The 12,438-nt window shown below is 57.5% G+C and carries 12 protein-coding genes, 2 tRNA genes and 1 pseudogene; 6 read left to right on the forward strand and 9 right to left on the reverse strand.

Annotation, left to right across the window (positions count from 1 at the left end):
* Together E5Q11_RS00005 and E5Q11_RS00010 are read left to right on the forward strand one after the other, a co-directional pair.
* Positions 1-415, forward strand: a pseudogene (locus E5Q11_RS00005) (integrase core domain-containing protein); the annotation flags it as partial.
* 174 nt (positions 416-589) lie between these two features.
* A complete protein-coding gene (locus tag E5Q11_RS00010) occupies positions 590-901 on the forward strand; it encodes a hypothetical protein (RefSeq protein WP_135801367.1) in 312 nt (103 codons plus the stop codon).
* 110 nt (positions 902-1,011) lie between these two features.
* Here the strand turns inward: E5Q11_RS00010 and E5Q11_RS00015 are convergent.
* The 9 genes from E5Q11_RS00015 to E5Q11_RS00055 all read right to left on the reverse strand — a co-directional run bounded on the left by E5Q11_RS00015 (position 1,012) and on the right by E5Q11_RS00055 (position 8,149).
* Positions 1,012-1,088, reverse strand: a tRNA-Met gene (locus E5Q11_RS00015).
* Positions 1,089-1,199: 111 nt separating this feature from the next.
* Positions 1,200-2,291, reverse strand: a complete 1,092-nt coding sequence (gene ychF, locus E5Q11_RS00020; RefSeq protein ID WP_135801368.1) for a redox-regulated ATPase YchF — start codon at positions 2,289-2,291, stop codon at positions 1,200-1,202.
* Between the two features lie 48 nt (positions 2,292-2,339).
* On the reverse strand, positions 2,340-2,927 hold the full coding sequence (gene pth / locus E5Q11_RS00025) for an aminoacyl-tRNA hydrolase (RefSeq protein WP_135801369.1): 588 nt from the start codon (positions 2,925-2,927) through the stop codon (positions 2,340-2,342).
* A 21-nt stretch (positions 2,928-2,948) separates the two neighbouring features.
* On the reverse strand, positions 2,949-3,632 hold the full coding sequence (locus E5Q11_RS00030) for a 50S ribosomal protein L25/general stress protein Ctc (protein ID WP_135802370.1): 684 nt from the start codon (positions 3,630-3,632) through the stop codon (positions 2,949-2,951).
* A 164-nt stretch (positions 3,633-3,796) separates the two neighbouring features.
* A complete protein-coding gene (locus tag E5Q11_RS00035) occupies positions 3,797-4,747 on the reverse strand; it encodes a ribose-phosphate diphosphokinase (RefSeq protein ID WP_135801370.1) in 951 nt (316 codons plus the stop codon).
* Between the two features lie 52 nt (positions 4,748-4,799).
* Positions 4,800-4,874, reverse strand: a tRNA-Gln gene (locus E5Q11_RS00040).
* A 19-nt stretch (positions 4,875-4,893) separates the two neighbouring features.
* Positions 4,894-5,751, reverse strand: a complete 858-nt coding sequence (ispE, locus tag E5Q11_RS00045) for a 4-(cytidine 5'-diphospho)-2-C-methyl-D-erythritol kinase (RefSeq protein ID WP_135801371.1) — start codon at positions 5,749-5,751, stop codon at positions 4,894-4,896.
* Positions 5,748-6,377 (reverse strand): lipoprotein insertase outer membrane protein LolB, encoded by a 630-nt coding sequence (lolB, locus tag E5Q11_RS00050; RefSeq protein ID WP_135802371.1) that lies wholly within the window; start codon positions 6,375-6,377, stop codon positions 5,748-5,750. Before lolB ends, ispE begins: the two co-directional genes overlap by 4 nt.
* A 2-nt stretch (positions 6,378-6,379) precedes the next feature.
* Positions 6,380-8,149 carry a tetratricopeptide repeat protein gene (locus tag E5Q11_RS00055; RefSeq protein ID WP_135801372.1) on the reverse strand — a complete coding sequence of 590 codons (1,770 nt, stop codon included), beginning with the start codon at positions 8,147-8,149 and terminating at the stop codon, positions 6,380-6,382.
* Between the two features lie 247 nt (positions 8,150-8,396).
* On the opposite strand from E5Q11_RS00055, the gene hemA reads away from it, so the two are divergent.
* From hemA to E5Q11_RS00075, 4 genes are read left to right on the forward strand one after another with little or no spacing between them, the layout of a single operon-like run.
* Positions 8,397-9,686, forward strand: a complete 1,290-nt coding sequence (hemA, locus tag E5Q11_RS00060; protein ID WP_135801373.1) for a glutamyl-tRNA reductase — start codon at positions 8,397-8,399, stop codon at positions 9,684-9,686.
* Positions 9,683-10,768: a peptide chain release factor 1 gene (prfA, locus tag E5Q11_RS00065; protein ID WP_135801374.1), complete on the forward strand. Its 1,086-nt coding sequence runs from the start codon at positions 9,683-9,685 to the stop codon at positions 10,766-10,768. Before hemA ends, prfA begins: the two co-directional genes overlap by 4 nt.
* Positions 10,761-11,609 carry a peptide chain release factor N(5)-glutamine methyltransferase gene (prmC, locus tag E5Q11_RS00070; protein ID WP_135801375.1) on the forward strand — a complete coding sequence of 283 codons (849 nt, stop codon included), beginning with the start codon at positions 10,761-10,763 and terminating at the stop codon, positions 11,607-11,609. Before prfA ends, prmC begins: the two co-directional genes overlap by 8 nt.
* A gap of 24 nt (positions 11,610-11,633) precedes the next feature.
* Positions 11,634-12,380, forward strand: coding sequence for a HesA/MoeB/ThiF family protein (locus E5Q11_RS00075; RefSeq protein ID WP_135801376.1), 747 nt, complete (start codon positions 11,634-11,636; stop codon positions 12,378-12,380).
* Positions 12,381-12,438 lie beyond the last annotated feature (58 nt).

A 12,438-nucleotide genomic window follows, 5' to 3' on the forward strand; every position in this document is an offset into this window, starting at 1 on the left:
CGATGGATTTTATGAGTGACAGCCTGTTCTGTGGTCGCCGCTTCCGGACGTTTAACGTGGTGGACGACTTTAACCGGGAGATCCTGGCCATAGAGGTTGATCTGAACCTCCCGGCCCCGAGTTCATTTCCATCGCCCTGGCGGATTGGGCTGAACAGAACGGCATAGCACTGGAGTTCATCAAACCGGGAACGCCTACCCAGAACTCTTACGTAGAGCGCTTCAATCGAACTTACCGGGACGAGATTCTGAATATGTATGTCTTCCGGAATCTCACCGAAGTCCGGCAACGAACGGAATCCTGGATGACGGAATACAACGATGAACGTCCCCACGATTCATTGGAAGACCTGACGCCATGGGAATATCTGGCGAAATACCAACAGGCGGAAAGCTCTAATCAGCGGTGCAACTAAAACAGGGATGTTTACAGCTCTTCGCCGTGAAAGGTCTTTTTACAACTCTGTGTCAGCGCCTAGAACTGGACTTTCGGGACCGCTACCATGTTTCTACATCGAGAAAAAACTGGAAATTCTCCCGAGCTCCGAGCGAGAGTTAATATCGCATGAGTCGCATGATGGAATTTGAGAATGGGTCGAATCGGGGAAGAGAAAACTAATCCGAAGAGGGTTGCCTGGGGCATAAGTTTTGCTGTTGTACTGCTATTTGGGACCGTTTTCTACTGGGCGCTCTTACAGTGGATGGATGCGGATTCTCTGAAAGCACAGATTGTGCTTACGGCTGGCTTTTCATTGGGGACATACAACACGATTGGTTTCTTCCTGGGGCTACCTATCCTGACAATAGGGGGAACCGGCATTGATTACGGAGACAGGCTGATCGGCGTTGTTTTCGGTCTCGTTTTCATTACCTCTAGTGTGGTTGTGATCGTACGCTTCTGATTCAATCGGATTCGCATTAACCTGAGGTGTTCTTTTCTCACACGTTATAGGCAATTTCCAGTCAGCCAACAAAAAAGGGTCGCGACTTTCGCCACGACCCTTTGGAATCTTGGTAGCAAGGGGCGGAGTCGAACCGCCGACCCCAGCATTATGAGTGCTGTGCTCTAACCAACTGAGCTACCTTGCCATTTCGTCATGGGGATAGCCCCAAACGAGGCGCGTATTTTCGTGATTTGCGCCGTGGCTGTCAAGACTGTTCGCGGCTTTTCCGGGAAAAACCTGCCTGATCAGGTTTTGATCAGACATTGAAGCGGAAGTGGATAACGTCGCCGTCCTGAACGATATACTCCTTGCCTTCCAGACGCCACTTGCCGGCATCCTTGGCGCCGGCTTCGCCGTTGTATTTGACGAAGTCCTCGTAGCTGACCACTTCAGCCCGGATGAAACCGCGCTCGAAGTCGGTGTGGATCACACCGGCGGCCTGGGGGGCGGTAGCACCCACTTTTACGGTCCAGGCGCGGACTTCCTTGGGGCCGGCGGTAAAATAGGTCTGCAGGTTCAGCAGGCCGTAGCCGCCTCGGATCACCCGGTCCAGCCCTGGCTCTTCCATGCCCATTTCTTCCAGGAACATGGACTTTTCATCGTCTTCCAGTTCGGAGATCTCGGCTTCCATCTTGTTGCAGATGGGCACCACAACCGCATTCTCGGATTCGGCGATCCTGCGCACGGTGTCCAGATGCGGATTGTTTTCAAAACCGTCTTCACTGACATTGGCAATGTACATGGTCGGTTTCACCGTCAGCAGGCAAAGCTCGCGTATCAGCGCCATCTGGTCCTTGTCCAGGTTCATGCTGCGCACCGGCTTGCCTTCGTTCAGCACCGGCATCAGCTTTTCAAACATCTCCAGCTGGGCCTTGGCTTCCTTGTCGCCGCTTTTGGCAACCCGCTGAACCCGCTTGATGGCTTTCTCCACCGTTTCCAGGTCCGCCAGGGCCAGCTCGGTGTTGATCACGTCAATGTCCGAGGCGGGGTCGATCTTGTTGGCCACGTGAATGACGTTGCCGTCTTCGAAACAGCGAACCACGTGGGCAATGGCATCGGTCTGGCGAATGTTGGCCAGAAACTGGTTGCCCAGGCCTTCGCCCTTGGAGGCGCCTTCCACCAGGCCTGCGATGTCTACAAACTCCATGGTGGTGGCAATCTTCTTTTCCGGCTTTACGATCTCGGCCAGCTTATTCAGGCGCGGGTCAGGCATGGCGACCACACCGGCATTGGGCTCGATGGTGCAGAAGGGAAAGTTTTCTGCTCCGATGCCGGATTTGGTCAGCGCGTTGAACAGGGTGGATTTGCCCACATTGGGCAGGCCTACGATGCCGCAGTTAAATCCCATGGAATGCCTCTGCTGGGTGTGAAAATGGTATGGAGGAATTTGGCCGGATTATACCGGTTTGAAGCTGTGCAAGCGATTCATGGCCGCGGCGAGTTTGCCTGTTGCCGCGTCGGGCAGCACCCGAATGATTTCGTCAATCACCGCGTTCAGGTCTTCGGTTTCCTGTTTGCCCAGGCGGCCCAGAACATAGCCGGTAACCTTGCGGCTGTCGCCAGGATGGCCAATGCCAACTCTCAGCCGCTGGAAGTCGTTGGTGCCCAGATGGGCGATGGTGTCGCGCAGGCCGTTATGGCCGCCGTGGCCGCCGCCTTTTTTGAATCGGGCGGTACCGGGGGGAATATCCAGCTCGTCGTGGGCAACCAGAATCTGTTGGGGCTCAATCTTGAAGAAATCAGCCAGCGCCTTGATGGACAGGCCGCTGCGATTCATGAACGTAGAGGGCTTCAGCAAGTGCAGGTCCAGGCCCTGCCACTGAATCCGGGCGTAGAGCCCGTGGTACTTCTTTTCGGGGCGCAGCTGCTGGCCCGCTTCACGGGCCAGAGCTTCGACGAAGAGGGCGCCGGCGTTATGACGGGTATTTTCATAGTCAGGGCCGGGGTTTCCGAGTCCAACCACCATGAGAATATCCTGTGCCATCTGCCGTTGCCCCCGGAGTGGTTACTCCTTGTCTTTGCTGTCTTCGTCTTTCTTGGCTTTCTTCTCTGGCTTCTCGGCCTCTTCACTTTCCTCGGTATCTTCGTCGTCTTCCACTTTCGCGGCACGAGGCTTGTGAATGGCAGCAACCGGCAGGTCGTGGTCTTCGCCGTGGATCAGAGCCGCAACGGTCACGCCTTTGGGCATCTTCAGATCGCTCAGGTGAACCACCTCATCCATGCCAACGCCCGCCATGTCTACTTCGATGTACTCCGGTAGATCCTGAGGCAGACAGATAACTTCCACTTCGTTGATCTGGTGAGTCACAACGCCACCCTGAAGCTTGACGGCTTCAGCCGTGTCTTCATTGATGAAGTGCAGCGGCACGTTCATGTGGATCGCGTGATCCTTGTCAACTCGAAGGAAGTCGGCATGGGTCAGAAGCGCCTTATAAGGATGGCGCTGGAGGTCCTTCAGGACCACGCTCTCTTTCTTGCCTTCCAGTTCGATGGTCAGGATGTGAGAGAAAAAGGCTTCGTTTTCCAGCGCTTTTTTCAGCTCGTTGTGCCAAATGGAGATGCTGGTGGCATCCTTGTTCCCGCCGTAAATTATGGCCGGAATCTTCTTTTCCTCACGACGCAGGCGGCGGCTCGCACCTCTCCCCTGATCGCCACGAGGAAATGCTTCAATTACAAATTCCTGAGACATGGTAATAACCTCAATCGTCATCTGAAGGGCCCGCGACCAGGCTGGAGTCAGATGATGTTTCTGAAAAGCCGGGTTTTCCGGCTGACTAAAAGAGACGGGAGCCTGTGTAGGCTCCCGACCCGGTAACTGCTTGTTCTACCGCCTGAAATATCTTTCAGGGCCGGTCAGACATTCTCGAACATGGCGCTGATGGACTCTTCGTTACTGACCCGACGAATCGATTCGGCCAGCAGTCCCGCCATCTCAAGGACGCGGATTCTATCACAATTCTTGGCTTTGTCACCCAGTGGAATGGTATCGCAGACCACCAGTTCATCAAGTTGCGAGGCGTTGATGTTATCAACTGCCGGACCAGACAGGACCGGGTGTGTGATATAGGCGACCACTTTGGCGGCGCCGTGTTCTTTCAGCGCGTTGGCTGCTTTACACAGGGTGCCGGCGGTATCGATGATGTCGTCAACCAGGATACAGGTCTTGTCTTTCACATCACCGATGATGTGCATGACCTGGGACACATTGGCCTTGGGACGGCGTTTGTCGATGATCGCCAGGTCGGCATCGTCGAGTTTCTTGGCAACGGCGCGGGCACGAACAACGCCGCCGACGTCTGGTGAAACCACGACGAAATTCTCGAATCGCTGTTTTTCGATGTCCTGAAGCATGACCGGTGTGGCGTAGATGTTGTCTACCGGGATGTCGAAAAAGCCCTGGATCTGGTCGGCGTGCAGGTCAACGGTAAGCACCCGGTCAACGCCGATGCTGGAAATCATGTCGGCAACCACTTTGGCGCTGATGGCAACCCGGGTAGAGCGAACCCGGCGATCCTGGCGGGCATAGCCGTAGTAGGGAATAACAGCCGTAACCCTGGTTGCCGAGGCGCGGCGCAGCGCGTCTGACATCACGATCAGTTCCATCAGGTTGTCATTGGTCGGGTTGCAGGTCGGCTGGATGATAAACACATCGTGTCCGCGGACGTTCTCATTGATCTCGACGGTGGTTTCGCCGTCGCTGAAGGTGCCAACGGTGGCCTGGCCCATGGGGATGTGCAGTTTCTGGGCAATGGCTTTGGCAAGTTCAGGATTGGCGTTGCCGGTAAAAATCATCAGTTTGGACACGACGGAATCCTTCTCGGTATCGGAAGTTGAATCAGAAGAATCGGAAGAAAGGTGGCTGGGGTGGCAGGATTCGAACCTGCGCATGACGGGATCAAAACCCGTTGCCTTACCACTTGGCGACACCCCAGTATCGTGCTTTTTTGGCATCAGTTCAGCTCTGTCAGCTTTTTGTGAAGTGGTGAAATGTTCACCCCTTTAGCTACGAACCCGTTGATGCCGGAAGGTCTGCTTGCCCAGATATTCCGGGCTTTGGATTCTGTTGGGAAACGTCCAAATATGCAAGCCCCGGTTCCGGTTAATCTTGCAGGTCCGAATTTTGCCAGCCATTCCAGGCCTTGATGAACCTCAGGATACAGTCTTCGAACCACATCCTCGCAGTCGTTTCGGTACCTCGAGGCGTCTCCCTCAAAAGCGGGCGCTATTTTGATTCTGGGGGTGTTTCTTGTCAACCCTTGCTCGGAAAAAATCTCCCGGGTGCTGATGTCGCAATCGGGTTTCAGAACAGCAAACCAGTCCTCCGGAGGGTCCGCTGGCGTCAGTTTTTCTCCCACCCCTTCTGCCCAGGACGCATGCCCGTGAACGAACACTGGCACATCGGCGCCCAGGGCCAGACCAACGTCTGCGAGTTGCGCCAGGTTCATGTCCAGTCCCCACAGCCTGTTGAGTGCCAGCAGGGTGGTGGCGGCGTTGGAGCTGCCACCACCAAGACCGCCGCCCATGGGCAGCTTCTTCTGAATGTGGATAGTGACGCCGGGCAGGGTCCGGGTAACGGTTTCAGAGAGTTTTCTGGCAGCGCGGATAATCAGATTGTCTTCGTCCGCAACGCCGGGTATCGGTTCCGCCAGCCGGATGGCCCCGTCAGTGCGTGGCGTGAAAGTTAGAGTGTCGCCATAGTCCAGAAACTGGAACAGCGTCTGAAGCTCGTGATAGCCGTCTTCCCGTTGCCCCACAATGTGCAGGAAAAGATTCAGCTTTGCCGGTGAGGGAAGGGTAAGGCTGTTCATCGCTGGGTGCTGCCGGTGGCCTGCCAGTCAGAAATAACGAGGCGGACCCGTTTCTCGCCTTTAACCGCAGTCAAGCGGGCCGGAAGCGGTGGCATGCCGTCGATGAAGTTTTCCCAACGGTCATAACGGATTTCCCAACCCTGTTGGCGGATCAGGGCAAGCTGACCCTGGTCATCGAACAGCAGTCGGTAGCTGCCCTCAGAGCCGGGCAGGCCTTTGATCCAGCGGCTCAGATTGCCCAGGGGAAGCAGCCAGCCCGTGGCAGCTTCGACCAGAGCTTCCGGGTCACCGGACTGGTAGCGGTCGCCGCCGGGCATGGTCAGCTCGATAAAATCCGGTGTGCCCTGCAGACGCGTGCTGCCCATGCCCAGAAAGGATGACGACAGAGCTATGTCGTAACGGCCGCCGTTCTGCTTCCAGTGGTTCACAATTGCCGTGCCACTGTCGGAGGGCTGACGAACCGCCAGTTTTCCCGAAAGCCGCCACTGGTCGAGCCTGTTCAGGGTTTCCTGGTGCTGGTCCCAGCTTTCGGGCTGCTCGTCGGTCAGACCCTCGGGCAGGGGCTCCAGGTCAATCGAGGCGCAACCGCTGATCACAAGCAGCAGGGCCAGCAGGCCGGTACGCAATATCACCTGGCCGGCTCCCCTGTTACCCGCTCAATGGTTTCCTGCAGGATCGGGTGCTCTGGATCGCTCTCCAGCCCCTGTTCCCAGATCATTCTGGCCTGGCTCTGGTCGCCGGTCTGCCAGAGTACCTCGCCCAGATGGGCGGCCACTTCCGGGTCCGGGTAGGCCTCCCACGCGCGGGTAAGATAGTCCAGCGCCCTTTCGGAATCCCCCTGTTTGAACAGAACCCAGCCCATGCTGTCCAGGATGGCCGGATTTTCAGGATCCTGCGCCAGGGCCTGCTCGATCAGGGCGCGGGCTTCGTCGTATCGGTTTGAACGGGTGGTGATGATGTAACCCAGTGCATTCAGGGCCACGGCGTTGTCTGGCTCGGTTTCCAGGATGTGCCTGAGGTCTTCCTCGGCGTCCTGGAAGCGGCCGCTGGAGTCCAGTTGCATGGCCCTGGCATACCGAAGCTGGATGTTGTCCGGGTGGGCCTCCAGCGCGGCGTTGGCTCTAGCCAGTGCCTGTGACTGGCGGTCGTTGTCGATCAGCAGGTTCACTTCCAGCAGCCAGAAATTCTCCGCCTGTTCAGGGTTGCCTTCCCTCAGTGTCTGAATATCCGCCAGGGCGCCGTCGAGATCACCATTTTCTGCTTTGAGCTCGCTGGCCCGGGCCAGTGCCGGGAAATAATAGTTCCCGGATTCCACGTTCTGATAGTAACCGATGGCCTGTTCCGTGCGGTCGCTCTGATCGGCAATCCTGCCCAGATAGTAATGTGCCTCGTCGGTGTGGTGGCCTTGTTCGATCAGGCGCGTCAGTTCTGCTTCGGCAAGGGCGGTTTCATCGTTTTCCAGGGCCACCAGGGCATGGGACAGCCGCAGACCCGGCACATCAGGGAACTGGGCAACCAGCCGTCTGAATTCATCCTGGGCCAGGCGCAGCTCGTCTTCCCCGATCAGCATTCTGCCGTAAAGAGTGCCCATCTGGCGGTTATCGGGGAAGCGGCGGGTGTTGCGCTGCAGGTGCGCAAGCGCTTCGGTTTTCTGGCCAACTTCGTACAGCAGATCGCCTTTCAGAACCAGCGCCGGCTGGAAATTCGGGTTCTGCTCCAGCAATGGTTCAAGTTGCGCCAGTGCCTGTTGCGGGTCGCCGGTGACTTTCATCAGCAGGGCAATGCTGAACTGGAGCTCCGGATTATCCGGGTGGCGTTGTTCCAATTGGAGATATAGCGCCAGCAGTTCTTGCTGTTTTTCTACCGGGAGGTTGCCGGCCATGGCTGCCAGGCTGTCGAAATCCGCGTCTCCGCCCAGGTCCATGATGGTTTCCATATGGCCCAGGGCGGCTTCAAGATTGTTCTGCTTTACCGCCTGAATGGCCAGAACCCGGTGGGCTTCCAGGTTTTCCGGATCAACGTCGAGCCACAGCCTGGCAAGCTGGCTCTGGGCGTTGTCAGCATTCAGGGACTGGGCAATGCGCAGCGTTCGTTTGATCACGCCCACATCCCGCGACTGTTTCGCAGCCTGAAGGTAGTTCACCAGTACCACATCATAGCGCCCACGCTGGGCCGCAATTTCACCGGCCAGCAGCAGATAGAGAACTTCTGGCTCAAATTCGGCGTACTCTATGGGCCGGTCGGTGCCGGTTTCGGGCTTGCCTGTCGTTTTTGTCTGAGCCTCGGTCTGTTCCGTATCCAAGGTCGATTCGTTGTCAGGGGCACCTTTGAAACCGGCGCAGCCAGCCAGTGAAAGGCCGAAAAGACAGGTGATAAGCGTTAAGGCAGGCTTTTGCATGCAACTTCCCATGATCAGGTGAGGCTGGAATCGACAAGTCTGTATCATGGCATAAGCTCTGGGGGTTGCCCAACCTGGCAACAGGCGAGGCCTCTCGCTGCTGCCTCTAGATAGTCAGATTGATCAGCACTTACCGACACAAGGCCGGTTTAAACCACGGGCCAAAGGGCATTCGGGTAGCGGCAGGCGCTCCCGAACGTTAAAATACGACTACTCGTTTCTTGCTAGAAGGCAGCCGTCACCCGATATGGCACTGGTTACTCTGGGAATCAATCATCGCACCGCTCCGGTTGAGCTGCGAGAGCGCGTCGCGTTTTCGCCGGACCGGATGGCCGATGCGTTTGCCGAACTGAAAGCATTTTCCGGTGCGTCAGAGGCTGCCATCCTGTCTACCTGCAATCGCACCGAGCTTTATCTGGCGGGCGACGATGACTGCGCGCCATCCGTACTGAGGTGGCTTGCCGGTTTTCACGGCCTGCCTGCCGCAGACCTGGAAGAAGCACTTTACGTCTACCGCGATGCCGAGGCTGTTCGGCATGTCATGCGTGTCGCCGCCGGGCTGGATTCCATGGTTCTGGGCGAGCCCCAGATTCTTGGCCAGTTGAAAGACGCCTACGCCATGGCCCGACAACATCAGGCCAGCGGCGGATTTCTGTCACGCCTGTTCGAGCAGACCTTTTCGGTTGCCAAGCGGGTGCGCACGGAAACCGCCATTGGCGAAAATCCGGTGTCTGTGGCCTATGCGGCCGTGAGCATGGCGCATCATATTTTTTCGGATATGTCCCAGCACAAGGCGTTGTTGATCGGCGCGGGTAAGACCATTGAGCTGGTCTCCCGGCATCTGGCGGACGCTGGGGTGAAGGATTTCCTGGTTGCCAACCGCACCCTTGAGCGGGCCCAGGTGCTTGCTCATGCGCGGGGCGGCAAAGGTATTCTGCTTTCCGAGATTCCGGACTACCTGGCGGATGTCGACATTATTATCTCCTCAACGGCCAGCCCGTTGCCCATATTGGGAAAGGGCGCGGTTGAGCGCACGCTAAAAAAGCGCAAACACCGCCCCTACTTTATGGTCGATATCGCCGTGCCCCGTGATATCGAGCCGGAAGTCGGCTCCCTGGCCGATGTATTTCTGTACACGGTGGATGACCTCCGTCAGGTCATTGAAGAAAGCGTTCGCTCCCGCGAAGGCGCCGCCAGGGAAGCGGAAAACCTGGTTGCCGATGGTGTCGATCAGTTTCTCAATCAATTGCGGGCGCTGGATGCGGTATCCACCCTGAAGCAGTTTCGTCAGCGAGCGGAAAACCTGCGGGATGTTGAGACCGAAAAAGCGCTGCGAGCGTTGCGCAACGGCGCCGACCCGGAGACTGTCCTGCGCAGTATGGCCCGGGGACTCACCAATAAACTCCTGCACGAACCGTCCATTCAGGTCCGTAAAGCCACAACCGAAGGCAGAACCGAAGTCACAGAGTGGCTGAGAGAGCTGCACCAACTGGATTCGCCGGAAACGGACGAACCAATCATTCCGGTAAAACTATGAAGTTATCCATTCAGTCCCGCCTCGAGCAATTGAACGAACGCTACGAGGAGGTCAGTGCGTTGTTGAGTGACCAGGGCACCATCGCCAACCAGGACAGATTCAGGGACTTATCCAAAGAGTACGCGGAGATCGAGCCGATTGTTCAGTGCTTCAAAGCCTGGCAGCAGGCCCGGGAAGATGTGGAAGAGGCTACCGAGCTTGCCCTGGATAGCGATGCCGACATGCGCGCCATGGCAGAGGAAGAAATTGAGGCGGCCCAGCAGAAAAGTGAAGAACTGGACACTGAACTGCAGCGGCTTATGCTGCCCAAAGACCCCAACGACGGCAAGAATGTGTTTCTGGAAATCCGTGCCGGCACCGGCGGCGACGAAGCCGCTATCTTTGCCGGCGATCTTTTTAAAATGTACCTGCGTTACGGTGAGAAACACGGCTGGAATATAGAAGTATTGAGCCAGAGCGAAGGCGAACATGGCGGCTATAAGGAGTTAATTGCCCGGGTCGCCGGTAGTGGCGTGTATGGCACCCTGAAGTTTGAATCCGGCGCACACCGTGTTCAACGGGTTCCGGAAACCGAATCCCAGGGCCGCATCCACACCTCGGCCTGCACAGTGGCGGTGATGCCGGAGGCAGACGAGGCCGAGGCGGTTGATATCAACAAGGGTGACCTTCGGGTGGACACTTTCAGGGCCTCCGGCGCTGGCGGGCAGCACGTGAACAAGACGGATTCCGCCATCCGCATTACCCATCTGCCTACCGGTATTGTGGTGGAATGCCAGGAAGAGCGTTCCCAGCACAAGAACCGCGCCAAGGCCATGAGCTTTCTGGCCTCGCGCCTGAAAAACGACGAGATTGAACGTCAGCAGAAAACCATTGCTGATACCCGCAAAAGCCTGGTGGGCAGTGGCGACCGGTCCGAGCGAATTCGCACCTACAATTTCCCCCAGGGCCGGGTGACCGACCACCGCATTAACCTGACACTTTATAAGCTGGATGAAGTCATGTCTGGGGACCTGGATGCGGTGATCGGTCCGTTGAAGCAGGAACATCAGGCCGATCTTCTGGCCTCGCTGGCCGATGACTGATACGCCAGACACCTGCGAAAAGCTGCTGATTGACGCTGCCGATACGATTGGTGGTGAGTCGCCCAGACTGGACGCAGAACTTCTGCTCAGCCGGGCGACCGGTTGGAGCCGGACCAGTTTCCGGGCATGGCCGGAACGCCAGCCATCGCCAGAGGTCATTGCTGAATTTCGTGCCCTGGTCCAGCGAAGGGTGAGAGGCGAGCCCGTTGCCCACCTGCTGGGTGAACAGGAATTCTGGTCTCTGCCGCTGAAAGTGAACGCCTCTACCCTGATTCCCAGGCCAGATACCGAATGCCTGGTGGAAGCAGCCCTGGCACTTGACCTCCCTGAAGACGCCCGGGTGCTGGATTTGGGTACGGGCACCGGCGCCATCGCCATCGCCCTGGCCAGCGAGCGGCCCGCCTGGACAATCGATGCCTGTGATTCGCAGGAGTCGGCTGTGGAACTGGCGCACGCCAATGCCAAAGCACTGGGCTTTCCGATTGCCGTGATGCGGAGCGACTGGTTTTCCGGTCTGCCACGGAGAAACTACAATCTGATTGTGTCTAATCCGCCGTATGTTGCGGAGCGGGATGAACACCTTTGCCAGGGAGATGTGAGATTCGAGCCCGCGTCTGCGCTGGTAGCCGGCCCGGACGGGCTGGATGATATCCGGCAGCTTGTGGCGTCCGCCCCGGCATGGCTTGAACACGGCGGTTGGTTGTTGATCGAACACGGATACGATCAGGGCGACGCTGTCAGACAGCTGTATGGTGCGGCTGGATTTCAGGCGGTTGAAACCCGGCAGGATTATGGCCAGCGGGACCGATTTACAATGGGATGCTGGAAAAGTGACCTTTGAAACCGACAACGCCGGGAGCGGCCCATGCTGAATGATGAAGAGCTGCTGCGCTACAGCCGCCAAATTCTTCTGCCAAACTTTGATATTGAAGGCCAGGCCCGGCTGAAATCCGCCCGTGTGCTGATCGTCGGCGCTGGCGGCCTGGGTTGCCCCGTTGCGCTCTATCTTGGCGCCGCAGGGGTAGGGCACCTGACCATTGTTGACGACGACCGCATCGAACTGGCCAACCTGCAGCGCCAGATAGCGTTTGATCAAAGCAGCATCAATGCCAGCAAGGCCGAAGCGTTGGCCGCCAGGGTACGTGATATCAATCCGGACATAGCCGTTTCCACCATTGAAACCCGGCTGGCCGATGCGGAGCTGGATCAGCAGGTTGCCACAGCCAGCCTGGTGGTGGATTGCAGCGACAATTTCGCCACTCGCTTTGCCCTGAACCGGGCCAGCGTGGCCGCCAGCGTGCCACTGGTGTCTGGTGCTGCGATCCGCGGGGAAGGCCAGATCTCGGTTTACGACCCGAGAGATGCTGCAAGTCCCTGTTACCATTGCCTTTATCCGGAACAGGGTAACGAAGAACTAACCTGCTCAGAAGCGGGCGTAATCGGACCCCTGGTGGGAATGATGGGCGCGACTCAGGCGATGGAAGCGATCAAGGTCATCAGCGGTGTCGGCAAAACCCTGGTCGGCCGGCTGCTTCTGCTGGATGCCTGGCAGATGGATTGGCGGGAAATGAAACTGGCCCGGGATCCGGATTGCCCGGTTTGCCAGCGTTAAATGACCGGTACTCGGCCTCCGGGTCTGGACGCAGCTTGACCGATAGTTCCATTAGGTT

The sequence above is a fragment of the Marinobacter confluentis genome (assembly GCF_004785685.1).
Classification (GTDB): Bacteria; Pseudomonadota; Gammaproteobacteria; order Pseudomonadales; family Oleiphilaceae; genus Marinobacter; species Marinobacter confluentis.